Source organism: Paenibacillus sp. 1-8 (assembly GCF_056316205.1).
The window spans coordinates 3,567,813-3,592,097 of sequence record NZ_CM149995.1 but is presented as its reverse complement, the minus strand read 5'-3'; the positions used below and the strand labels follow the sequence as shown (position 1 = coordinate 3,592,097).

At 52.3% G+C, this 24,285-nt stretch carries 16 protein-coding genes; 14 read left to right on the top strand and 2 right to left on the bottom strand.

Translation table 11 applies throughout. The features are described from left to right. Positions 1-11 precede the first annotated feature (11 nt). The 8 genes from AC0WRU_RS16450 (at position 12) to AC0WRU_RS16415 (ending at position 6,797) form a co-directional block, all read left to right on the top strand. Entirely contained in the window at positions 12-1,217 is a 1,206-nt protein-coding gene (locus AC0WRU_RS16450) for an NAD(P)-dependent malic enzyme (RefSeq protein ID WP_476125575.1), read from the top strand. Positions 1,218-1,388: 171 nt separating this feature from the next. After that, a complete protein-coding gene (locus AC0WRU_RS16445) occupies positions 1,389-1,763 on the top strand; it encodes a hypothetical protein (protein ID WP_069012560.1) in 375 nt (124 codons plus the stop codon). 24 nt (positions 1,764-1,787) lie between these two features. Further along, positions 1,788-1,973 (top strand): YfhD family protein, encoded by a 186-nt coding sequence (locus tag AC0WRU_RS16440; RefSeq protein ID WP_134913423.1) that lies wholly within the window; start codon positions 1,788-1,790, stop codon positions 1,971-1,973. Positions 1,974-2,320: 347 nt separating this feature from the next. Continuing rightward, on the top strand, positions 2,321-3,286 hold the full coding sequence (gene prmA, locus AC0WRU_RS16435) for a 50S ribosomal protein L11 methyltransferase (protein WP_025681988.1): 966 nt from the start codon (positions 2,321-2,323) through the stop codon (positions 3,284-3,286). A gap of 2 nt (positions 3,287-3,288) precedes the next feature. After that, positions 3,289-3,981, top strand: a complete 693-nt coding sequence (locus AC0WRU_RS16430) for a site-2 protease family protein (protein ID WP_025681987.1) — start codon at positions 3,289-3,291, stop codon at positions 3,979-3,981. A gap of 166 nt (positions 3,982-4,147) precedes the next feature. Next, a complete protein-coding gene (locus AC0WRU_RS16425; protein WP_476125574.1) occupies positions 4,148-4,912 on the top strand; it encodes a 16S rRNA (uracil(1498)-N(3))-methyltransferase in 765 nt (254 codons plus the stop codon). Position 4,913: 1 nt separating this feature from the next. Beyond that, positions 4,914-6,257 (top strand): tRNA (N(6)-L-threonylcarbamoyladenosine(37)-C(2))-methylthiotransferase MtaB, encoded by a 1,344-nt coding sequence (gene mtaB, locus AC0WRU_RS16420; RefSeq protein ID WP_476125573.1) that lies wholly within the window; start codon positions 4,914-4,916, stop codon positions 6,255-6,257. A gap of 105 nt (positions 6,258-6,362) precedes the next feature. Further along, entirely contained in the window at positions 6,363-6,797 is a 435-nt protein-coding gene (locus AC0WRU_RS16415) for an NUDIX hydrolase (protein ID WP_476125572.1), read from the top strand. On the opposite strand, the gene AC0WRU_RS16410 is transcribed toward AC0WRU_RS16415, so the two are convergent. Then, positions 6,787-7,809 carry a Na/Pi cotransporter family protein gene (locus tag AC0WRU_RS16410; RefSeq protein ID WP_476125571.1) on the bottom strand — a complete coding sequence of 341 codons (1,023 nt, stop codon included), beginning with the start codon at positions 7,807-7,809 and terminating at the stop codon, positions 6,787-6,789. The genes AC0WRU_RS16415 and AC0WRU_RS16410 overlap by 11 nt on opposite strands. A gap of 480 nt (positions 7,810-8,289) precedes the next feature. On the opposite strand from AC0WRU_RS16410, the gene AC0WRU_RS16405 reads away from it, so the two are divergent. The 6 genes from AC0WRU_RS16405 to AC0WRU_RS16380 all read left to right on the top strand — a co-directional run bounded on the left by AC0WRU_RS16405 (position 8,290) and on the right by AC0WRU_RS16380 (position 22,851). Beyond that, positions 8,290-9,669, top strand: a complete 1,380-nt coding sequence (locus AC0WRU_RS16405) for a class I SAM-dependent rRNA methyltransferase (protein ID WP_476125570.1) — start codon at positions 8,290-8,292, stop codon at positions 9,667-9,669. Between the two features lie 230 nt (positions 9,670-9,899). Further along, positions 9,900-13,466 (top strand): helicase-exonuclease AddAB subunit AddB, encoded by a 3,567-nt coding sequence (gene addB / locus AC0WRU_RS16400; protein WP_476125569.1) that lies wholly within the window; start codon positions 9,900-9,902, stop codon positions 13,464-13,466. Continuing rightward, positions 13,463-17,560 (top strand): helicase-exonuclease AddAB subunit AddA, encoded by a 4,098-nt coding sequence (gene addA / locus AC0WRU_RS16395; protein WP_476125568.1) that lies wholly within the window; start codon positions 13,463-13,465, stop codon positions 17,558-17,560. The genes addB and addA overlap by 4 nt, the downstream gene beginning before the upstream one ends. A 49-nt stretch (positions 17,561-17,609) precedes the next feature. After that, complete coding sequence (locus AC0WRU_RS16390) at positions 17,610-18,794, top strand: exonuclease SbcCD subunit D (RefSeq protein WP_476125567.1); 1,185 nt, start codon at positions 17,610-17,612, stop codon at positions 18,792-18,794. Continuing rightward, the gene (locus AC0WRU_RS16385) at positions 18,791-22,189 is read left to right on the top strand and encodes an AAA family ATPase (RefSeq protein ID WP_476125566.1); all 3,399 of its coding nucleotides are present in this window, start codon (positions 18,791-18,793) and stop codon (positions 22,187-22,189) included. Before AC0WRU_RS16390 ends, AC0WRU_RS16385 begins: the two co-directional genes overlap by 4 nt. Before the next feature lie 263 nt (positions 22,190-22,452). Next, positions 22,453-22,851, top strand: a complete 399-nt coding sequence (locus tag AC0WRU_RS16380; RefSeq protein WP_476125565.1) for a hypothetical protein — start codon at positions 22,453-22,455, stop codon at positions 22,849-22,851. Positions 22,852-23,123: 272 nt separating this feature from the next. Here AC0WRU_RS16380 and AC0WRU_RS16375 read toward each other — a convergent pair whose 3' ends face one another. Continuing rightward, on the bottom strand, positions 23,124-24,071 hold the full coding sequence (locus AC0WRU_RS16375; RefSeq protein WP_476125564.1) for a DMT family transporter: 948 nt from the start codon (positions 24,069-24,071) through the stop codon (positions 23,124-23,126). Positions 24,072-24,285 lie beyond the last annotated feature (214 nt).

Below are 24,285 nucleotides of genomic sequence, written 5' to 3'. Positions count from 1 at the left end.
TGGAGAGAAATATGAGTAGTTTATTGGATGAAATCAGACAATTACATGAGGGCGGTAAAATGGAGACCCAACCCAAACAGTTGATTGAAAGCATGGAGGAGCTATCCAAGATATACACACCTGGTGTAGCTGAAATCTGTATGGAAATTGCGAATGATCCAGCTAAAGCGTATCAATTAACGATCAAAAAAAATACGGTGGCGGTCGTATCGGACGGAACAGCGGTGCTTGGATTAGGGGATATCGGACCGGAGGCGGCCATGCCTGTGATGGAGGGTAAGGCGGTACTGTTCAAACAATTTGCAGACGTAGACGCATTTCCAATCTGTCTCAATACGAAGGACCCTGATGAAATTGTTCAAATCGTCAAAATGATCGCTCCTGCCTTTGGAGGCATTAATCTGGAGGACATTTCTTCACCACGCTGTTTTGAGATCGAGAGACGATTGAAAGAGGAGTTGGACATTCCGGTATTTCATGATGATCAGCACGGCACGGCAGTCGTAGTATTGGCGGGTCTGGTCAATGCACTGAAGGTATGCGGCAAGAAAATGGAGGATGTCAAAGTTGTATTTGCAGGTATCGGTGCGGCTGGTATGGCTTGCTCTCGTATGCTACTCAAGGCAGGTGTACGCAATCTGATTGGCGTTGATCGGCAAGGAGCCATTCATCGTGGAGTAGAATACAGCAACCCGCATTGGACAGAGTATGCGAATATGACCAATCCCCATAATCTGAGTGGTAGTTTATCCGAGGTGATTGTGGGAGCTGATGTTTTCATCGGTGTGTCAGGCCCGGATTTACTGAGTGTGGAGGATATTCAGAGCATGGCTGCTGATCCTATAGTCTTCGCCATGGCGAACCCGAAGCCAGAGATTGATCCAGCTTTAGCAGCGCCTTTTGTACGTGTATTGGCTACGGGCCGCTCCGATTTTCCAAATCAGATTAACAATGTGCTGTGCTTCCCGGGAATTTTCCGGGGCGCACTGGATTGCCATGCTACGACGATTAATGAAGAAATGAAGCTGGCTGCCGGACTTGCCATTGCCGATGCGATCAGTCCTGAAGAGCTAAGTGAAACTTATATCATCCCCAATGTGTTTAATCCGCAGGTAGTCTCTAAGGTCCGGGATGCTGTCGTTCGCGCTGCATGGGAGACGGGGGTAGCCAAGGCAGGTAAAGCTCCTGTCGCCGTTCTGCACCCGCAAAAGTTATAGTCTTCACAAACTACTTCCAACCGTTTCAGCCTACTAAACTCGGTGCTGTCTGTTCCGTTCCGCTTTCGTGGAGAATATAAATCCGTGCCAATGAGCAGGATATAGCAAAGCGCAACTGTCTATGTTCTTGAACAGGAGTTGCGCTAAATACCACACAGGGAGTTTTTGGGGATGGGTGAAAAAAATATTTTGGCGTATTTCAAAAGCCCCGAGGAAGCGCAAGGAGCGGCTAGAAAACTGGAAGCTCTCCGGGCAGCGGATGTGTCGATAGACCGATTTAGCCGATATCCGCGACAGTCCACGGGCAACGCTGGATTACCTGTATTTTCGGGACAGATTAGCAGCTTGTCCTCACTAACACAGGGAGTGGACTTTACGGATGCAACCCCGGCGATACTGGCTGCGGCCGATCCGTCTGCCAGCGGAATGAGCGATGGAGGACAGGGTGGACCGACAGGCCGCGATATTTTGTTGACCGCTGTGGTGGATGAATCTATTCATCACCAGGCGATGTCCATCGTGGAGCAGGCGGGTGGAATGCTGTAAAAAGTTTGGAAGGAGCTGTAACCGATGTCCAAAAACAAACGGTTTGATAAAGTGTTGACCAAAACCGAGAAAATTAAGCGTGCGCAATCTGCCAAAAATGAGGATGTTGAGTTCTCGGCAGAGCAGGCAGATGCTCAGGATTTGGAAGCGATCCGGCGTAGTGAAGTAGCTGATCGTCGTCAGCAACGCATCATAAACGACAGCGAGTAGATTTAATAAGACGGGTTATCCCCCATCATTAAGATTGTGGGATAGCCCGTCTTATTTATGTTCTTTCCTCTTTTTATTAATTATCCGCTATATGCTGTTGCGCTAAAAACAAGGGGACCGGAGACGAAAGCAGTAGTCGCAGGCGTGGCCATTATAAGTCACTCCTTCTTTGAATATACTATATTGTATATACTAGAGTTAAGGGTGCTTGGACTAAAAGAGTGGACAACATACACAAGTTCTACAAAAACATTTTGCACTCCGATGATACTAGCTTTTTTGAACTCATGTGCATGTATATAGTACAATATAGAGTATGCATGTGAAATGAGGAGGAAATGAAAACCATGTTGTGGAATGAAATTACAATACATACAACCGAAGAAGCCGTCGAAATGATTTCGAATTTTCTGCACGAAGCAGGTGCGGGAGGGGTTTCCATTGAAGAATCCGGTACGCTGAACAAACCACGCGATACGTCCTACGGACAGTGGTATGATCGGCCCTTGAATGATATTCCTGAAGGACAAGCGACCATCAAGGGGTATTTTGCCGAAGAAGTGGATATGGACGGCATACGTGCGCAAATTGAGCCACGCGTCGAAGAATTGAGAACATTTGATATTGATCCCGGCGAGGTTCGGTATGAGCTGAAAACGGTCAACGAGGATGATTGGGCGAATGCCTGGAAGCAATATTTCAAGCCTTTGCGTGTGTCGGATCGTCTAACGATCAAACCTACTTGGGAAGCCTATGAGCCTGCCAGTGAAGATGAAAAAATTATTGAGCTGGACCCCGGCATGGCCTTTGGCACCGGAACGCATCCCACAACATCACTTTGCCTGAGAGCGCTGGAATCAGTGATTAAGGGTGGAGAAGAAGTTATTGATGTGGGCACAGGCTCCGGCATTTTGGCGATTGGAGCCGTGCAACTGGGAGCGAAGCATGTACTGGCTCTGGACCTTGATCCCGTAGCGGTATCCAGTGCGCGGGAAAATACCCATCTGAACGGACTGGAGGATCGCATTACTATTAAAGAGAGCGATCTGCTGTCTGTACTGAATGCGAGCGATCCAACGCTGGGTATCCAGTTGCCAGTCAAGCTGGTGGTCGCTAATATTTTGGCCGAAATTATTCTGCTGTTTATTGATGATGTGTACAAGGCTCTGGAGCCAGGTGGTATTTATATCGCTTCAGGGATTTGGAAGAACAAAGAAGAGGTTGTCGAAAACGCCTTGAAGGCGGCTGGCTTCGACATTGCCGAAACGTGCCGGGATGAGGATTGGCTGGCGTTTGTGGCGAGAAAGAGGTAACCATGGATTTTTTACAAAATATTTTTCGTGTAAATTTGAATGTTCTTCCATTTTACTTGCTGGCTGTGATCATATCTTTTACGGTGCATGAGTTTGCACATGCGTATTATGCCAATAAATTTGGTGACCCCACAGCCAAGCTGCTTGGGCGCGTGACTTTAAATCCGGCCGTGCATATTGATCTGCTGGGTACGCTGTTGCTGCTGATCGGGGGCTTTGGCTGGGCCAAGCCTGTTCCGGTTAACCGTGACAATTTTAGCCGTCCGCGCCTTATGGGCATTATTGTTTCGGCTGCCGGTCCGCTGAGTAACCTGCTGCTTGCATTTGTCACTACATTGATCTATGCCATGCTCCTTCATTTTCAAGTGCTGCCGGGTATGGAGAACCAGCGGGTGGCTCAGGCGATCTATTTGTTTATCAATGCACTGATCAATTTGAATCTGTTTTTGTTTATCTTTAACTTGATTCCACTGCCTCCGCTGGATGGATATCGCATTGTGGAAGACGTAGCTCCAACTCCTGTGCGCCGTAAGCTTCAGCAGTTTGAACAGTGGTCCATCTTTATTTTTCTGCTTATACTGGTCATTCCGCAGGTTCGGGCTGTAACGATTGAACCTCTTTACATGCTGGCCCAGATGATCTATATCCAGTTTTTGCAGTTTTCTTTTTACATCACCGGATTGTTCGGAGCCTAAGGGCTCCTTTTTTTTTACGAGAACAGATAGGTATTACGCGAATGGAAGAGGGAACAGACTGGTCATACAGGCGCAAAAGATGATATGATGTTGCTTGGTGATTTATTCGGATTTTGTACGGAACGTCAGTGGATAACAGTTATTTTTAGAATAGGTGTGAGAGAGAATGCAGCGTTATTTTATTCCGGCAGAGCAGTTTCTGGAAGATCACGTGATTGTTGCGGGTGAGGACGCGCGGCATATCGCCAAGGTCATGCGGGGTCGTAGTGGTGACAAAATTATAGTCAGTGACGGGGTATCAAGAGAAGCGCTGGCTGCGCTGGATACGATAGAGCAGGATCGTGTGACGGCGACAATCGTCGAGCCGCTGGAGATGACCTCCGAACCGCATGTGCAGGTCACCATTGCCCAAAGTCTCCCCAAGGGAGACAAGATGGAGACCGTTATGCAAAAATGTACAGAAATCGGGGCAGCGGGGTTTATACCGTTTTTGTCCGAGCGTACGGTCGTGCAGTATGATGCCAAAAAGGAAGGCAAGCGACTGGAGCGCTGGCGCAAGATTGTGAAGGAAGCGGCTGAGCAAAGCCACCGTAACCGGATTCCGGAAATTAGCGCGCCGATGACGTGGAAGGAGCTGCTGGCTTCTTTTTCGCAGTATGATTTGATATGCTATTGTTATGAAAAAGAGCAGGGGCGGCAGCTACGGGACGTGATTCAGCCTTTGGCAGGACAATGGACGTCGATGGACAAGCTGCGTGTTCTGCTAGTAGTGGGCCCGGAAGGCGGCTTCAGCGAAGCGGAGAGTCTGGAGGCCGAGCAGGCCGGAGCGCAGTCTACGGGGCTGGGAAGACGCATTTTGCGTGCGGAAACCGCAGGTATGGCTGCATTGGCTTGCATTTTATATGAGTCAGGAGAAATGGGAGGGGTTTAATATGCCGTCAGTGGCATTTTACACATTGGGTTGTAAGGTAAACTTTTATGATACAGAAGCGATTTGGCAACTGTTCAAAAATGAAGGCTATGAGCAGGTAGATTTTGATGAGCAGACAGCTGACGTCTACCTTATTAATACATGCACCGTTACGAATACCGGCGATAAAAAGAGTCGTCAGATCATTCGCCGTGCGATTCGTCGGAACCCAGATGCCATTGTGGCAGTGACGGGCTGTTACGCCCAGACTTCTCCTGCCGAAATTATGGATATTCCTGGCGTTGATCTCGTTATCGGGACTCAGGACCGGGACAAAATTATTCCGTTTGTACAGGAGATTCAAGAGTCGCGCCAACCAGTGAATGCTGTGCGCAATATTATGAAAACGCGCGTGTTCGAGGAAATGGATGTACCTGATTTTGCTAACCACACACGTGCGTTTTTGAAAATTCAGGACGGCTGCAACAATTTCTGCACCTTCTGCATCATTCCGTGGTCGCGTGGGCTGTCCCGCAGCCGCGATGCCGCGAGCATTATGACTCAGGCGCGTCAACTGGTGCATGCGGGCTACAAGGAAATTGTGCTCACGGGCATTCATACAGGCGGTTATGGTGACGACATAGACAACTATGACCTGTCCGATCTGCTGTGGGATCTGGAGAAGGTGGAAGGGCTGGAGCGTATCCGTATCAGCTCGATTGAAGCCAGCCAGATAGATGAAAAAATGCTCGATGTGCTGAATCGTTCCACCAAGCTAGTGCGTCATTTTCACATACCGCTTCAAGCGGGAGACGACACTGTGTTGAAACGGATGCGCCGTAAATACACAACCGAAGAGTTTTACAATAAAATGCTCATGATTCGCAAGGCGATGCCGGATGTGGCGATTACGACAGATGTTATTGTTGGCTTCCCTGGGGAGACGGACGAAATGTACCGCAACGGCTATGAGCTGATGAAAAAAATCGGCTTCTCGGAAATGCATGTGTTCCCTTATTCCAAGCGCAGTGGCACACCTGCGGCGCGTATGGAGGATCAGGTGGACGAGGACGTGAAAAATGCACGTGTGCATGAGCTGATTGAACTGTCAGAGCAAATGCAGTTGGCTTATGCAGAGAAGTTTGTCGGTCAGGTGTTGGAGGTCATTCCGGAAGTTGCGCCGAAAGGGACCGAAGATAGCGGCATGCTTCACGGTTACAGTGACAATTACATTCAACTGGTGTTTGAAGGTTCTGAGGATCTGGTGGGCAAGGTGTGCCGCGTGAAGCTGACGAAGGCGGGCGTTAATGAAAGTGAAGGCCAATTGGTCCGTGTGCTGGAGAATGGACTGCAAACAGCCCTATAATAACTAAAAAAAGCCTGAACAGGCAATAGAGATGGCAAACAAGGGTTTCGCCTTTCCTTACAGGGAGGACGGAATCCTTGTTGCGCAAGGAAAGGGGATTACAGGATGGCAGCAAAAAAGGAAATTTCCGCAGGCGGTGTTGTGTACCGTAAACAGGGGGAGCAGCTTGAAATTCAGTTGATTACCGACCGATACGGCAAGGTCTCCTTGGCTAAAGGCAAAATGGAGCCGGGAGAAACGATCGAACAGACGGCTTTGCGTGAAATTCGTGAGGAAACAGGGCTGAACGGACGGATTATCCAGCATGTAGATATGATTGCTTATACGTATCAGCATCCTGAATTCGGAGAAGTGGACAAGGAAGTTCATTATTATCTCGTAGAGGCACTGGATGGGGATTTACAGGCACAGATTGAAGAAATTAAAGGTGTTGCGTGGCATACGCCTGAGGAAGCATGGCGTCTCCAGCACCAAGGCGGATATGACAACAATGATGTCATTTTGAGCAAGGCGCTGTCCATGCTTGGAATTAACGTTTGATGATGTTGGGAGACATGCGATTCTCCAAACGTGTCCATACAGGTAAATAGCAGACTGGCAAGACAAGCAGAGAGCTGATCACGTTAAACAGGGTTTGGGCATGGGCGACCTTGGCTCCAGGCTCGGCGGATATCCAGGCGGCTGCCATTTCCAGCCCGGGGATCAGCGGCATAAACAGCAACGCCCCGCCTACGTTCAGCAGTACATGGGACCAGGCCACAAATTTGCCGGATACGCTGCCGCCAACAGCGGCAATCAGGGCCGTCACGCAGGTGCCAACGTTGGAGCCAACGACGATGGCGATACCCACATCGGCTGGCAAAGCTCCCGCAGCAGCGAGGCTGATCGCCATGCCGATAACGGCGGCACTGCTGTGAACCAGTGCGGTCAGGCAGGCCCCAGCGGCGAAGGCCCACCACATGTTGGCCGCAGCGTGGTCAAGAAACCAGCGGAACAACCCGGCCTGCTCAATCCAAGGGCCGATTGTTTGCATCACGCGGATACCCGCAAGGATCAGCGAAAATCCGGCAAAGGCGAGGCTGATATATTGTACAGCCTGCGGACGGCTGAGTTGATTGGGGCTGGATGGTGGCCCGGCAGACGCATACTGACGGCTGGAGACAGCCTCGCCCCACAGGACGGCGGCGCTCCAGCAAAGCAACGAGCCGCAGAGCAGCGGAACAGCCAGCTTGCCTAGCTGGAGACCCATTAGCTCGGTGGTCAGGCAGGTACCAATATTGGTGCCGAGGATGATGCCGAGCGTGCGGCCGTAGGTCAACAGCCCGGCGTTGACCAGTCCGATGGTCAGCACCGTTACAGCGGTGCTGCTTTGCAGTAGGGCGGTAATGCCTGAGCTGAACAGCATGCCCCGCCAAGGGGAAACGGTGGCTCGGTTCAGCCAGCGGGTGAGGAAGGGGCCAGCCAAATGCCGGAGGGCCGCTTCCATCAGCTTCATCCCGCCCAAGAAAATAAGCAGCCCACCGCACAGCGGCAAAATAACATGAATAAACACGGGCGTAGCCCCTTTTCTAAAGGTATTTTATGTTGGTGACTGAGGCGCTTCGCAGCTCATTTGATCTTACGAATCCTTAAAATTATGATATTTTTTTGAGTTACTTTTAGCGTGAACCGAAGCATACCGATTCTTTCACAGTAACGCTAAAGCGCTTATGTAACAGCCTATGATCTGTCGAGGACAGCCATGACAAGCATGACCGAGCTGTTTTTTTAGGAAAACGAAAATTTTTATAGAACTTCACAAGCTTTAAAATGTGACGTCGATATAAAGGCGGCAGTAGCGTAGCGGTTCATTTGAATCTGAAGAAGCGTAGCGTTCGCCTTTGCAGGGGGATTCTTACCATTAAATCATTTATAAAATCTAGAGAATCCCCCTGCAACAGCGATCGTAAGATCAAATGAACCGCGGAGCCGCGCCCCATCGAACACCACACTTTTAACACTTTGAGTAATCCAAGAATGGGAGTGAAAGACTTTGCCTTCAGTAATATTGGAACGCAGCCGCAAAAAAAGGCTGGAGCACGCGCACCCCTGGGTGTTTAAAAATGAAATAGCCAAGGTGGAGGGTGAACCGGAGGCAGGTGATCTGGTCAATATCGTAAACCATCAGGGCCGTTATTTAGCGACGGGTTACTATAATCCAGCCTCACAAATTACGGTGCGTGTGATGTCCTACGAGCCGCTGGAAGCGATGGATCAAAGCTTTTTTGCCAAACGCTTCCGCGATTGTCTGGAGCACCGTGAACGTTTTGTGACCGGGGGAGACGCGTATCGGCTGGTATACGGCGAGGCTGATTTTTTACCCGGGCTGATTGTTGACCGTTTTGGCGACGTGTTGGTCGTACAATTATTAACGCTCGGTATGGATCGCCGCAGGGAAGAAATCAGGGACGCACTCGTTGACGTGATTGGTCCTGTCGGTATATATGAGCGCAGTGATGTGTCTATCCGCGAGTTGGAGGGACTGGAACAGACCAAGGGGCCTTTATATGGCGACTGCCCGCGTCATGTTGTGGTAACGGAAAATGGCTTGCATATCAAGGTTGATATCGTTGAGGGCCAGAAGACAGGCTACTTCTTCGACCAGCGTGAGAATCGTGCGGCGATTGCGCCGCTGATGACGGGTTGGGGAGGACGCAGCGGAATTACGCTACAGGAAGTAGCAGCAGAGCAGGGTGACGGTGGCACAGCGGTCATGAAGCCTGTGAACAAAAGCGGCAAGGTTGTGGAGTTCCCATTCTGGGATGGTGCAACCGTGCTGGAATGCTTTTCACATACGGGAAGCTTTACGCTCAATGCCTGCAAATACGGTGCTAAAAAAGTAACTTGTCTTGATATTTCCGAGCACGCGATTGAAAGCGCACGGGATAATGTCAAGCTGAACGGCTTTGAGGAACGCGTGGAGTTTGTCGTGGACGATGCTTTCCAATATTTGCGCAATCAGGTTAAAGGCGTAGAGGAACGCACCGCGCGGGCCGGGGGTAAAGGAGATACTTCCAAGCCGCTGACAGCAGGGGGCGGACGTACCTTTGATGTGGTGATTCTTGATCCGCCAGCCTTTGCCAAAACCAAGAATGCGGTCAAAGGAGCTACGCGGGGATATAAGGATATTAACCTGCACGGGATGAAGCTGGTCAATGAGGGCGGCTATTTGGTGACTGCGAGCTGTTCATTCCACATGCGGCCAGAGCTGTTTCTGGACACGATTAAGGAAGCAGCGGCAGATGCCGGAAAAATCCTCCGTCTGGTGGATTGGAGAGCGGCTGGCAAGGACCATCCCCAAATTTTAGGTGTGGAAGAAGGACATTACTTGAAATTTGCCATTTTTGAGGTGCGTAGCCGGACACAACTGTAGAATTCATACACAGTCAACCGCCTTATAAGGTAGCTGAATAAGTAGATTAGCTCGTTTTATCCATAGATCAGTCCTGTAGAGAAGGCATGAACCAAGCCAACCTGCGGGACTGTTTGTTTTTTTGAGGGAGGATAAAATGCTACAAGATGGCAAACGTACGTTCTTTTCTCCCTTGCCTCATATGCTATACTGTTGAATAGAATGTTGTTCGTTGGAAAGGAGGCCGCATCATGTCGGTTCGTTTGGTAATTGGCCGCTCAGGCAGCGGCAAAAGCACGTTAATCCGCCGTGAAATGACGGCTATGCTACGCGAGGAACCGCTAGGCAAGCCTATGCTGTTACTTGTGCCGGAGCAATCGTCATTTGCTTCCGAGCATGCGCTGCTTACAGAAGCCGGAAACGGTATTCAGGGGACGGTGCGCGCCCAGGTCATGGGATTCCATCGTCTTGCCTATTTGGTCATGCAGGAAACCGGGGGTTCGGCGCTGGTACCTGTGACGGCGGAAGGCAAGAAGATGCTTTTATATAAAATTATTCGTCGTCGCAAGGATGAGCTGAGTTTATTTAAGGATTCGGGAGACCAGTTGGGCTTTGTAGATCGGTTAAATACGCTGTTTACAGAGCTGAAGCAGTACGGGAATGATACCCGGTCTGTACCGGAGCAACTGGAGCGAATGAATGCGGCGGGGGAATCGACTCCGATTTTGCGCGGCAAGCTCAAGGATATCAGTCTGATCTATGAGGATTTTGAAAGAGAGCTGGCGCTTAAATATATTGACGGCGAGGATACGCTGCGTATGCTGGTGGAGCAGATTGCCGAATCTTCCATTGTACGTGGAGCGGATATTTGGATGGATGGCTACCGCAGGTTTACGCCGCACGAATACAAGGTGGTGGAGCAGCTTATGCTGCACGCTTCTTCGTTGACGATCGCGCTGACCTGCAACCGCAGCTACGAGAGTGGACAGCTTCCGCATGAACTGGATTTATTTCATCCTGCGGCGGCTACCTATGTAAAGCTTAAAGGGATGGCAGACGAGCTGATGATCGATACGCAGACACAATTGCTGCGACCTGATCCGCTTCCGAGATTTAAGGACCGTCCGGCGTTGGCGTATCTGGAGGCAGATTTTGAACGGCGTGCGGGGTATCGGAATCAGGAACGACCCATGCGTCAGCAGCAGATGCGGGAGCAATGGAAAGACAAGCAGCCAGAAGAAATCAAACTGTATGCGGCAGCGAACCGACGTGTGGAGCTGGAGGGTGCAGTGCGCGAAATGCGCCGCCTGGCCCGAGATGAGGGAGCACGTTATCGGGAAATGGCGCTGTTCGTACGCCAGATTGAGGATTATGAGCCGTGGGTGGAGCCGATATTCAAACAATATGAGGTTCCGGTATTTCTGGATCAGCGCAGAAACGTATTGCATCATCCATTGGTGGAAATGATTCGAGCTTCGCTGGATATCGTCCAGCGGCGTTGGCGGTACGAGGATGTATTTCGTGCGGTCAAAACGGATCTTCTGTTGCCCCAGAATGGGCGGGTCAGCCGCGAGGATATGGACCGTCTGGAAAACTATGCATTGGCCTGTGGAATACAGGGAAGTCGCTGGACTGACGGACGACCTTGGCAGGCGGTACCCAGCCTTTCGCTGGAGCTGGAGGAACAGGAGCGAAATCGTCAGCGGGACGAAACGCTGGATCTAATGGAGCTGTGCCGCGATGTGATCGTGACGCCTTTACGTGCGTTTGAGAAACGTCTGGGTAAGGCTCGTACTGCACTTGAGAAATGTGAAGCGGTGTACTTGTTGCTGGAGGATGCGGAAATTGGGCATAAGCTGGATGAATTGATCCATCAGGCTGAGGAAGCGGGAAATCCCGAGCAGGCGAAGGAGCATCGTCAGGTATGGGATGCGGTGCTTGAGCTGTTGGATCAGATCGTCGAAATGATGGGTGACGAGAAGCTGGACACTTCTTTGTTTGCGGGTGTGCTGGAAACGGGGCTGATAGAGTACCGTATGGGTCTTGTTCCGCCAGCTCTGGATCAGGTGCTGGTCGGAAACACAGACCGTACTCGTGTAGCTGGTATTCAACATGCCTTTGTGCTGGGTATGAACGAAGGTGTGATGCCAGCTGTATTTCATGAGGATGGCGTGCTGAATGAGCAGGAACGGACCGCCTTGAATGAACGGGGCGTGGAACTGGCGCCGGATATGACAAGACGTCTGCTGGATGAACGTTTTCTTGCGTATACGGCGCTCACGTCAGCCGGAAGCAGTCTGTGGATGAGCTACGCCGTGACCGACGAAGAGGGAAAGTCGTTGTTGCCGTCAGAGTTGGTACGGCATGTCCGTCAACTGTTCCCTGCTCTGGAAGAGCACCCGTTGGCTGCATATCCTTTGCCTCGGGACCCATGGGCAACGCAATGGGAGTATGCTTCCCATCCGTCCGAGGCATTGCCGCAGCTGATCGCGCAATTCCGGCAATGGCGGCATGGTGGAGAGATTTTATCTCCCTGGTGGGAGGTATACAACTGGTATGCGGGCCAGCAGGGGCGTGAAAAGGACAAGCTGCGTCAGTTGCTGACCTCACTTTTTTACGAGAATCATGCTGAAATGCGGAAGGAAACGAGTCGTCGTCTGTACGGCAGCAAGCTGCGTACCAGCGTATCCCGTATGGAACGTTTTGTCGCTTGTCCGTTTTCGCATTTTGCTTCTCATGGTCTTCGCTTGAAGGAGCGCCAAATGTATCGGCTAAAGGCACCGGATATCGGGCAGTTGTTCCATGCGGCGCTCGGAGAGATGGCGATGAATTTACGTAAACGAAACGTGAGCTGGGGTAGTCTCAGCACAGAGGAATGCCGACAAGAGGCGGAATCGACGGTGGAGCGTTTGGCTCCCCGCCTGCAAGGCGAGATTTTAATGAGCTCCAAGCGGTACGGGTACATTTTGCGCAAGCTGAAAGACATTGTGAGTCGGGCTTCGCTGATTTTGGGTGAGCATGCGCGTAGAGGCAGCTTTGAGCCACTGGAGTTGGAGCTTGGTTTTGGGCCGGGAGAAAAGCTTCCTCCTCTGACCTTTCGACTGGACAACGGTGTGGTGATGGAAATCGTCGGACGAATTGACCGCGTGGATGTGGCAGAGGGAGAAAAGGGCTTGCTTTTACGTGTTATTGATTACAAGTCCAGCCAAAAGGATCTCAAGCTGCATGAAGTGTACTATGGCTTGTCCTTGCAAATGCTCACGTACCTGGACGTGCTGCTGAATGCGGCGGAGGAATGGCTTGGCGAGACGGCTTATCCGGCGGGTACGCTGTATTTTCACGTCCACAATCCGATGTTGCAGTCGCCGAATGGTCTTAGCGCGGAACAGGCCCGTCAGGAGCTTCTAAAACGCTTCAAGATGAAAGGGCTATTGCTGGCGGATCGGGATGTGGTTGGACAAATGGACACGGCACTGGACAAGGGGTATTCCTCCATTTTGCCAGTTGCGGTAAAGGCGGACGGCAGCTTTTACAGCAGTGCGTCTGTCGCTTCGCCGGAACAGTGGGATAGCCTGCTGGCTTCGGTACGCGATAATATCCGAACGATTGGGACACGCATGACAGAGGGCGACGTGGCGATTGAGCCTTATCGTATCCAGCAAGAGACGGCATGCACCTTCTGTTCCTTCAAACCTGTTTGTCAATTTGACGACAGTCTGGAGGGCAGCGGCTACAACCAATGGGGGAAACCCGGCAAGGATCAGATCTGGAATCTGCTCGGTCATACACAGGAAGAGAAAGGAGGAATGGACTCATGATAAGTACATCAAGCACCAACGGCATACCCAAGCCGGAAGGCAGTATGTGGAGTGATGATCAGTGGCGTGCGATTTCCGAATCCGGCAACAACATGCTGGTAGCGGCAGCGGCGGGGTCTGGTAAAACAGCGGTGCTGGTAGAGCGCATTATTCGTAAAATCGTCGATCCCCGGCTCGGTTTCAGCGTGGATCGACTGCTGGTAGCGACCTTTACGAAGGCTGCCGCCGCCGAAATGCGCCAACGTATCCGCGAAGCCTTGGAACGTGTGCTGGAACAGGAGCCGGATAGTGAGCATGTACGTCGCCAGCTATCGCTACTAAATCGAGCCTCGATAACGACGCTCCACTCTTTTTGTATGGAGGTCATTCGCAGGCATTATCAGGCCATTCCCCTTGATCCCGGCTTTCGGATTATGAATGAGCATGAGACGGAATTGCTGCGTCAGGAGCTGCTGGAAGAACTGTTTGAGGAAAAGTATGAGGCTAACGATGAAGGCAGCACGTTTCGCAGACTGGTGGACTGGTTTAGCGGTGAGCGTACAGATGATGCGATGTATGTGCTTGTTCAGCGCTTGTACGATTTTTCGCAAAGTCATCCCTGGCCGGAGCATTGGCTGAGGGAGACGGCAGCAGCGTTCCGTGTAGAAGATGTGGCGGCTTTGGGAGAAACTCCTTGGGTCCGCAGCATTTTGGCGGATGCGGCACTTTCGCTGCGCGGAGCAGCAAGCCTGCTGGAGCAGGCCTATGAGACGGCTATGCAGCCCGGCGGCCCTGCGCCCTATGCAGTGACGCTGCAAGAGGATGCGGCGATGGTGAAGGGACTATTGCAGGAGCTGGAGACACAGCCGTGGGCATCGCTGTATGATCACTTTCAGATCGCGGCCTTTGGCAAGCTCAAGCCGGTCAAAAAGGATCAGACCGAGCCTGCATTGCAGGAACGGGTCAAGGCGCTCCGTGAGGCAGCCAAAAAAATGATCACGGATATGAAGGCTTCCCTGTTCGGCAGGAGGGCAGAAGCCTATTTGGAGGAACTGCATGGGGCGGCTCCTCTGATGGACGAACTGGTGGAAACCGTTATTTTATTCGGCGAACGATTTCAACAGCACAAGCAGTCCAAAGGGATGGTGGATTTCGGGGATTTGGAGCACTATTGTCTAAAAATATTACGTCATCCCGACTCCACTCCGCACAGATTGCTGCCTTCGGACGCTGCGCTCGAATACAAGGAGCAATTCGACGAGGTGCTATTGGATGAGTATCAGGATACGAATACGGTACAGGAGGATATCGTCAGACTGGTATCCCGTGAAGAACCGGGTAACCGTTTTATGGTAGGGGACGTGAAGCAGAGTATTTATCGGTTTCGGCTGGCGGAGCCGGGGCTGTTTTTGAACAAATACCAACGGTACGGCATGCAGGAACAGGAAGATGGCTTTTTAATTGATCTGGCGCGTAATTTCCGCAGTCGGGTGGAAGTTGTCGATGCGGTCAATTTGGTGTTTCGGCAAATCATGAGCGTGGATGTGGCGGAAATTGAATACGATGAACGGGCATGGCTGGCGCATGGTGCTTCCTATCCTGAGCAGACGCAAAAGGATGCCACATCCCCATATGCACCTGAACTGCTGTTAGTTGATAAAGGCGGGCGCGGTCTTTCGGAGGCTTCGGAACTGTCCGAAGTGGGTGATGAGTCCGCTTTGCAGGAAAGCGAATTGGCCGAGCTTGCGGAGCTGGAAACGGCACAATTGGAAGCCCGTGCAATCGCGCAACGGATTAAGGAGCTGACGGGAGATACAGGCCAACCGCTGTTGATTTATGACAGAGGGTTAAAAGCAATGCGTCCGGCAGTCTTCGGTGATATTGTCATTTTGCTCCGTTCAGCAAGCGTATGGGCACCGCTGATTGTGGAAGAGCTGCGTCTTGAAGGCATTCCGGCATCCGGGGAGCAGACGACAGGCTTTTTCAAAGCAACGGAAGTTGAGGTGATGCTGTCTCTGCTGCACATTATTGATAATCCGCAGCAGGACATCCCGCTGGCATCTGTGCTTCGGTCACCGATTGTAGGCTTGACCGAGGACGAGCTGGCACAAATCCGGCTGGAGAAGCCGGACGGACTATTTTATGGCGCTCTGCTTGCGGCGGCTGAGGCTGACCCTACACAGGATAGCGAAAATGGAACGTCCAGCGACATGCTGGAATTGGAGCTTTTCGCAGGAGATTCGACAGATGCATCTGATATGGATGACAGGAATAGCGGAAATACGTTGCCTGCCCGACTGCGTTCATTTTTGCACGATTTGGAAGCGTGGCGGCAGGAAGCAAGACAAGGTAGCTTGAGTGCATTGATTTGGCGTTTGCTGGAGGAAACGGGATATCTGGATTGGGTAGGTGGATTGCCAGGCGGCTCTCAACGTCAGAGTAATTTACGGGCGCTGTATGACCGGGCGAGACAGTATGAGACTTCAACCTCTAACCGGGGCCTGTTCCGATTTTTGACCTTTATTTCCCGTTTGCGAGAGCGAGGCGGTGATTTGGGTTCATCCAGTGGCGGTACTGAACCCGATCAGGCTGTGCGCATTATGACGATTCACAAGAGTAAAGGACTAGAATTTCCTGTTGTGTTCATCGCCGGAACGGCTAAAATGTTCAATCAGCAGGATCTGAATGCGCCGTTTCTGATGCATAAGGAGCTGGGATTTGGTCCCAAATATGTGGAGGAACAAAATCGGGTCAGTTACCCGATGCTGCCTAATTTGGCGATCCGTCGACGCTCCCAGTTAGAACTGTTAGCTGAGGAAATGCGGGTACTATATGTGGCGCTTACGCGTCCGCGTGAAAAGCTTATTATGACCGGAACGGTAAAGGATATTGCTGCACGCGCAGCGGGTTGGGCACGTGCCAAAGAGCATACGGAGACGGTTTTACCCGATTATATGCTGGCAGCAGGCCGAAGTTATCTGGACTGGGTAGGTCCTGCGTTGATCCGACATCCTTCTGCTGCTGTACTGAGAGAAGCGGCAGGGGATCAGGAGGGATACTATCACAGGCTGGAATATATGCCAGGCGGGGATTGGCTATTCAGAATCGTAGCTTCGGAGACTCTTTCCGGCTCTCGTTTGAATTTGAATTCTGAGGAAGAGACCGTTAATGAAGAGCGTCAGCAGAAGACGGAAGCATTGAAAAATGCCGAGCCGATCGATAAAAGGTGGCTCTCATCCGACTCCGCATCGGTTAGTCCAACGGATATTACAACAAGGGTTGATTCAGATATTGCCACTGCACTTTCCTGGTCCTATCCGTATGAACGGGCAAGCAAGACGGCGGCGAATACAACCGTCACCGAAATGAAAAGATGGCTGGCGATGCAGGAAGCTGGATCGGAGGATTGGCTGAATCTGTCTTCTTTCCAGGTAGCGGAGTTACCAGAGGAGGTGGAAGATTCTCAGACTGGGGGAAATCGACTACACTTGCGCAGACCCAAATTTATGGGCAATCGGCGATTGACGCCGACGGAACGTGGAACGGTGTACCATACGTTGTTTCTCCATTTGCCGCTGGATGGTGTGATGAGCGCCGAGGTGATTGAGGAAACGAAGGCTCGTCTGTTAAACCAGCGCTTATTGCTGGATGTTCAGGCGGAGGTATTAGATACGGATAAAATATTTCTCTTTTTCACCAGCGAGTTGGGTCGCAGATTGCTGGAGGGCTCCCATGTTCAGCGTGAGCTTCCGTTCACCTATACGATAGGAGCCGCTGATTTTTGGAGCCACAGCTTGCCGTCGATGCTGTCAGCACAGGAAACAGAGTCGGGAGCCGCCGGGGAACAGCGGGAAAGCATGACGTCAGAGCCTGGCCACGATGACAGAGTGCTGATGAATGGGATTATTGACTGCCTGTTTGAAGGGCCGGAAGGGCTGGTTTTGCTTGATTACAAAACAGACCGGGTTTCCGAATATAGGACGGTGCCTCATTTAACGGAGCAATATCGTTTTCAACTGGAGCTGTACGCCCATGTGATCGAAGATATTACAGGTCAAAGGGTTGCTGAAAAGTGGTTGTATTTTCTGGAGGCTGGGGAAAGTGTGCGATTGTAGCTATTTAAAATTTAATGGACGAAATAGATAGGGAGAGAGGAGGAACAGCATGCGGATTTTGCATACGGGAGATTGGCATTTGGGGAGAACGCTGGAAGGGCGCAGCCGTTTGAAGGAGCAGGAGGCGTTCCTGGAAGAATTGGCGAAAATGGCTGACGATCAGCAGGCGGATCTGATTATGATGGCTGGAGACGTGTACGACTCGGTCAATCCTCCAGCTGCTGCCGAGCAGCTATTTTATGAAACGTCTGCCCGTTTAACGGCTGGAGGAAGACCCTTGGTCGTTATTGCGGGTAATCATGATCAGCCGGAACGGGTATCCTCGGTTACGCCACTGGTGAGCCAGCGCGGAATTACGTTGCTGGGGCTGCCCAGCGGGGAAGCGGTGCGGATTCGCACACCGCGTACAGGAGAAATGGCGTGTATCGCAGCCTTGCCTTATCCTTCGGAGTCCCGCCTGAATGAGCTGTTGTCCGAGGACGGAGACGAAACGGTGTTGCGAGAGGCTTACAGCCGTCGTGTGGGGATGCTGATGGCACAGCTCGGTACGGCGTTTCGGCCTGACACCGTTAATCTGTCCATGAGCCACATTTATGTGCTTGGCGGGCTGGAGTCCGATTCGGAGCGTCCGATTCAGGTCGGGGGAGCCTATACAGTAGACCCGTCTGCGTTGAGCATCGGGGCGCAATATACGGCTTTGGGGCATTTGCACCGTCCTCAATATGTGAAGGGGGACGGGCTGATGCGCTATAGCGGATCTCCGCTGGCTTATAGCTTTTCCGAAGCAGGGCAGGCCAAATCGGTCACGCTCATTGACGTGGTCGCAGGCAAGCCCGCACAGGTCGAGGAGCTGTATATTACGAGTGGACGGCCTTTAGTGAAATGGCGTGCACGGGGAGGTCTGGAAGAGGTGTATCGCTGGCTGGACGAAGGGCTGGATGCGGACGCCTTTATTGACCTGGAAATTACGCTGGAGGAAGCGATGTCTCTGGGAGATATTCAGCGGCTACGTAAAAGCCGTGAAGGCATCATTCACATCCGCCCGATGTATCCTGAAATGGCGTCGGCGCAGTTGGAGCATCAGCGCTCAGAGCTGCCGGTTCACGAGCTGTTTCGGGCTTTTTATCAACGGCAAACGGGAGGCGCACAGCCGGATGACGGATTGGTGCAGTTATTTTTGGAGTTAGTGGAGCAGGATGATGCAAGGGACCAGCCCGAGGAGGAGGAAGTATGAAACCGATTCTTCTGAGATTGGCGGGGTTGCAAAGCTACCGGGAGTCGCAGGAAATCCATTTTGACGAATTAACCGAAACCGGGCTATTTGGAATCTTTGGCCCGACAGGCAGCGGGAAATCGACGTTGCTGGACGCGATTACGCTGGCTATGTATGGCAAGGTGGAGCGGGCGGTAAATGGGACACAGGGCATTATGAATCATGCCGAGGACACGCTGTCCGTCGCGTTTACGTTCGAATTGATGTCAGCCCAAGGGCCTCGTCGTTATCGTGTGGAGCGCCGATTCAAACGGGCTGGAGGCGTATCGGTGAATAATACGCTTAGCCGATTTATCGCGTTCACGGAGGACGGCGAGGAAGTGCTTGCTGACAAGGTGCAGGATGTGACCCGTTGTGTGGAGGAGTATATCGGCCTGAAAATGGACGATTTTACACGGGCTGTCGTATTGCCACAGGGGAAGTTTGCCGAATTTTTATCATTAAAGGGCAGTGAACGCAGACAGATGCTACAGCGTTTGTTTCATTTGGAAAAGTACGGAGATCAACTTGCACAAAAACTTAGTCGTCGTGTGAAGGACAATGACGCTGCATTGAAAGCGCTGGAAGCGGAGCAGCAAGGTTTGGGCGATGCAGGTGCCGAAGCGCTTGAACAGGCAAAGCAACGTCTCAAAGAGGCCGTGGCCCATGCAGAGGCTTCGCGCCGCGAGCTGGAACGGGTGACGCGCGAGACGGAGGCACTGAACAAAATCCGTGAGCTGGTTATGGAGCGCAGCCGCCGGGCGAACGAGCTGGAACAACTGGCGGCATGGGAGCCGAACATTGCTTCGCTGGAGCGTAAGCTCCGTCAGGCCTCCGCAGCCGAGGCATTGCTGCCTGCGCTGACAGATTGGAAGGAAGCTGCTGCCGAAGCGGATCAGCGACGGAAGGCAGCGGAAGAAGCGGCGGTGCAGGCGACATCGGCGCAGGAGGCTGCGGTTTTGTCTGTGCAAGCCGATGAGCAGGCTCGGCAAGCTTTGAGTGCGGAGGAGCCGAAGCTGTTGCTTCGAATCGACCAATTGGAGCAGGCGTTGCAACTGGAGCGTGATACAGAAGCATTGCAGACAGAACGGAACCGTCTGGCGGCAGAGCTTGCGCAGAGTGAGCAAACCCTTGCTACATATGCTGAAGAACTTGCCAAGGAACAAGAGCTGCAAGCGCGAGGATCGAAGCGGCAGCAGGAGCTTCAACAGGAATTGAAGCAAAATGAAGTGCGTGCAGATGAACGACGAATGCTTCAAGAGGCTGTGCAACGGCTACAACAGCTGGAGACGGTGGATGAGCAGCTGCGCGAAGTAGAGCAGGAGTGTGCTACACAGGAGCAACGGCTTGCCCAGGCTGATGAACGTCTGAAGCTGACGGAGCAGGAGACACTTGAGGCGGAGGGACGGCGTTCCTCCCTTGCCGCACAGGCGGCTGAGGGTATTGAGAAGCTGCTAACGTTGGAGGCAGAGATCACCACCGATGTGTCCGCGCTGGCTGCCGAGGAAGAGCAGCTTCGCCATGAGCTGCGCGCCGAGGAGCTGGGCCGCCTCGCACAGCACCTTGCCGCCGAGCTGCGCGAGGGCGAGCCGTGCGCGGTGTGCGGCTCGCTGCACCACCCCGCGCCCGCCGCCACCACGACCCACGGCGCGGATGCCGCTGCGCCGGACGAGCTGCACCGCCTGCGGCTAGGCTTGCAGGAACTGCGCCTTACGCTGCGCCAGCAGCTGCACGAGCAGCGTAGCCTGCTGACGCAGCCCACCGCCGCAGACGCCAGCGGCGCGGCCGCCACGGGCGAGCCGGCCGCGTCCACCGCAGCGCCAGCAGCGCCGCGCGGTGCTGCCGCCTGGGCGGAGCGCTGCGCGGCGCTGGAGCAGGCGGCAGCTAAGCTTGCCGCCCGTGCGCGTGCGCTGCCTGCAGAGGCGCACGCGTTACGCGAGGCGGACGCCGCCGGGCAGCAGCGGCGTATTCGCGCAGCCGCCGAGCAAGAGGCGGCTGTTGCAGCGCTAACGCAGGCGCGGAGCAAGCGCGAGGCGTGCACCACGCGCAGCGGGGCATTGCGCGCCGAATGGGCGGCGCAGCTGCCGGACGTCGCTCCGGGCGAAGCCACGGAGCGCTACCGCGCCATGCAGGAGCGCGACGCGCGCGCGGAAGAGCTGCGGTCCCGGCTGGAGACGAGCGTGACCTTCCTCGAAGAGAAGGCTGCGCGTGTTCAGCAGATTCAGCAGGACATCATCGAGGAAGACAAAGTCATCATCGCCCGCCGTACCGGACTCCAAAACAAAGATGATTCGCTGCGTGAAAAAATGGATCGCCTCCGGCAGTGGGTTGGAGAAGGCCATGCGTCTTCCTTGCTGGAAGAAGCAAACTCGCGTCTTCTGGGGCTGAAAAACGGAGCCGAGACCGCCGCACGCCGCCGCGCTGAAGCGGAGGAACGCAAGCAGCAAGCCGTTCATGCTTCGCTGATTGCCCGGCAGGCATCCGATTCGGCAGAAGAAAGACGGCAGGTATCGGAGTCCCGCTGGAGTAGTCGTTTGGAAGCCTCCCTCTTTGCTACGGAAGCAGAGGTCGTGGAATGCTGTCTCGGACCCGATGAATTGGCACGTTATGAACGTGAAGTGAGCCTGCATCGGGAACGTGAAAAAGAGCTGTCCTCCCGTTTAAAACATGTGGAAGAACAGCTGGATGGAGCAACAGTGACCGAGGAACAGTGGGAATCGGCCGCCGCGCAGCTGCGTGATTGCCGTGCACGCGACGAAGAGGCACTCCAGAATCGTGCCAAGGCTGAGCGTGATTTGGAGGATTTGCAGCATCGGCATGTCCGCTGGATGGAGCTGGAGTCCAATCGCGCTCATTTGCGCAGCGAGGCAGAAAAGATGTCCAAGCTCCAGTCCGTTTTCCGGGGCAACGCCTTCGTCGAATACATTGCCGAGGAACAGCTAATGCAAGTCAGTCAGTCGGCCTCACGCCGTTTACGTTTTCTGACCAAGCAGCGTTATGCGCTAGAGGTAGACTCCAGCGGTGGCTTTGTCATTAGTGACGATGCCAACGGCGGAGTCAAGCGTCCGGTATCGACCTTGTCCGGCGGCGAGACGTTCCTGACCTCCTTGTCGCTTGCGCTCGCGCTGTCGGCCCAGATTCAATTGCGCGGCCAATACCCGCTGCAATTTTTCTTTCTGGATGAAGGCTTTGGAACGTTGGACCCTGAACTGCTGGACACCGTTATCACCTCGCTGGAAAAGCTGCATCACGATCAACTGTCAGTCGGCGTGATCAGCCATGTACCCGAGCTGCGGGCTCGTCTGCCGCGCAAGCTAGTCGTTCTTCCCGCAGAGCAGGCCGGAGGCGGCTCCCGCGTGGTTATGGAAACATTTTGAAGCAACGTGACACAGATCACAGATACAGTTTCAAAGTATTGTTATAATACAGATAAGCCGACAAGTTATCATACAGCACCCCGGCGGACGTATGCTGTGGAAGGGAACTTCCCGTCATACGTCCGTTCAGAGGGGCTCTACCAAGAGCCTCCGGGGTGCTTCTTTTTTTGTTTGCAAGCCGGAATTCGCCCAATTTGATGTAACACATAGCCCATTTTTGAATAACATACGGTATACATGCAAGAGCCTAGGAGGAAACAACCATGGAAAAAAGCCTGACGAACGTAAAAGGGACAGCACCGGAAAAAACGGATGCCAAAACACTATGTCAACAGCATATGCACCGCTACGTATGCGTATGGGTGAAGGATGGAACGATGTATGACGGAATTGTGGAGCATGTGGATGATGAAAAAATATATTTGGCAGTTCCAATGGGCGAAGCGGAGAACGTAAATCTCCCTTATCCGCCTAACAATTGCGGCTGTGGCTCCCGTGCTTATGGCGGCTTTGCATCCTACCCACCATATCCGTACCCTGCTCCAGTACCAGGCTATGGCTATGGATATGGATATGGATTCCCGTATAGACGTCGGCGCTTTAACCGTCTGATTCTGCCGCTTGCTGCGCTGACCGCGATCAGCCTACTGCCTTATTATTAAACCCCATTTCTTTAATCGTCCTAGTATGTGTCCTCTAAGTCCTCTTCTAACCATCCATAGTCACTTTCTTAGATGTACAGCTACAGCACAAGCGGCTTACTGACGCATTCATACATCATGACATACTTAAGGCTGCTTCTTCCGCCAAGAAGAAACAGCCTCTTTTTTTACCTATGTCATTCCAAATCTAATCTCAACATGCGACCTACCTCATAACATGCTCTCCGCTATCTCGACAATCATTCTTTTCCAGCTCACTTCTCTATGAGCGACTACGTCTTAAGCGTGTCTGCACGAAGCGGTACTGTCTTTTTCCGGCCCAGATAATTGGTTCCGATCACCCCGGCTATAATCAGTAGTGAGCCAATCAGATGATACACTGTTATCTTTTCTCCAATAAACAAAGCCCCGGCTGCGATAGACACGATGGTCGACAGATTGGTAAATACGCTTATTTTTGACGCCTCTATTTTCGACAAAGCATAATTTGCAGTCAGTGAAGTGATAAGCGAGGCCACCACGCCAAGATATATAATGGACAGTACGAAGGTACCGTTGCTGGACAAGGATACAAATGTGCCCAGTGTCCCACTTTGAATATGGTTAGTGAGCGATATGACCAGAAATGTAATAAATCCGATACCCATCATAAAATAACTGAGTTCCGCCGGACTAAATTGCTTCGAAAGAGAGCGTGCCAAAACGCTGTATCCGGCAAACGCTACACACGTCAGGAAGAGCATGGAGAGCCCGCCCAAATTGGACAAGCTAAAGCTGCTTCCTTTCATGATAAAGATGAACACAACGCCGAAAACAGATAAAAAGATCGACAGCTTCTGTAAAAGGGTCGTTGTTTCTTTTAAAAATAGGGAAGCAATGATCATCGTTACAACGGGTGTGAAGGCATACATAATACCTCCCTCGGCGGAAGTTGCGTGCTGTAATCCAAATGCTTGTAGGGTGAAAAATCCCAACGGGTACATTAGAGCCAGCAGCAGTGCTTTAAATATGGGTTTGCCCCGATAAGACAGCTTGATCCACCCCAAGGCCACCGGAATGGACAGGACTATAAAAGAAGCTGCAAACCGATAGGTCAGCGTATCGATGGGATGAGCATACACTAACGCCATTTTAGTAAATAAAAACGAAAATCCAATAATTGCAGCATTCAGCACCGCAAAGAAATAAGCCAGTTTTAATCCTTTAGTTTGGGTGTCCATAAGTTGCCTACCTCTCTTTCATGCTTCGGGACCATGTTTGTGAACGTCCTCTCCGATGAACTAAAGGTACAACAATGGACGAGCCTGTGGGATATCAAATTATCATAACTGTATCGGTACAATTTTATAAAATGGGGCATCCTTATTATCCATAAAGCATGTTAATATCAACCGTATAAAGAAGTAGCAGAAATAGAAAATGAAATAAGCAGGC

What these genes read in the sequence shown, in the direction of transcription:
- AC0WRU_RS16425 (WP_476125574.1), top strand. Translation starts at nt 4,148, where the DNA reads ATGCAGCGTTATTTTATTCCGGCAGAGCAGTTTCTGGAAGATCACGTG.
- AC0WRU_RS16390 (WP_476125567.1), top strand. Translation starts at nt 17,610, where the DNA reads ATGCGGATTTTGCATACGGGAGATTGGCATTTGGGGAGAACGCTGGAA.
- prmA (WP_025681988.1), top strand. Translation starts at nt 2,321, where the DNA reads ATGTTGTGGAATGAAATTACAATACATACAACCGAAGAAGCCGTCGAA.
- mtaB (WP_476125573.1), top strand. Translation starts at nt 4,914, where the DNA reads ATGCCGTCAGTGGCATTTTACACATTGGGTTGTAAGGTAAACTTTTAT.
- AC0WRU_RS16375 (WP_476125564.1), bottom strand. Translation starts at nt 24,071, where the DNA reads ATGGACACCCAAACTAAAGGATTAAAACTGGCTTATTTCTTTGCGGTG.
- AC0WRU_RS16445 (WP_069012560.1), top strand. Translation starts at nt 1,389, where the DNA reads ATGGGTGAAAAAAATATTTTGGCGTATTTCAAAAGCCCCGAGGAAGCG.
- AC0WRU_RS16380 (WP_476125565.1), top strand. Translation starts at nt 22,453, where the DNA reads ATGGAAAAAAGCCTGACGAACGTAAAAGGGACAGCACCGGAAAAAACG.
- addB (WP_476125569.1), top strand. Translation starts at nt 9,900, where the DNA reads ATGTCGGTTCGTTTGGTAATTGGCCGCTCAGGCAGCGGCAAAAGCACG.
- AC0WRU_RS16440 (WP_134913423.1), top strand. Translation starts at nt 1,788, where the DNA reads ATGTCCAAAAACAAACGGTTTGATAAAGTGTTGACCAAAACCGAGAAA.
- addA (WP_476125568.1), top strand. Translation starts at nt 13,463, where the DNA reads ATGATAAGTACATCAAGCACCAACGGCATACCCAAGCCGGAAGGCAGT.
- AC0WRU_RS16430 (WP_025681987.1), top strand. Translation starts at nt 3,289, where the DNA reads ATGGATTTTTTACAAAATATTTTTCGTGTAAATTTGAATGTTCTTCCA.
- AC0WRU_RS16450 (WP_476125575.1), top strand. Translation starts at nt 12, where the DNA reads ATGAGTAGTTTATTGGATGAAATCAGACAATTACATGAGGGCGGTAAA.
- AC0WRU_RS16415 (WP_476125572.1), top strand. Translation starts at nt 6,363, where the DNA reads ATGGCAGCAAAAAAGGAAATTTCCGCAGGCGGTGTTGTGTACCGTAAA.
- AC0WRU_RS16385 (WP_476125566.1), top strand. Translation starts at nt 18,791, where the DNA reads ATGAAACCGATTCTTCTGAGATTGGCGGGGTTGCAAAGCTACCGGGAG.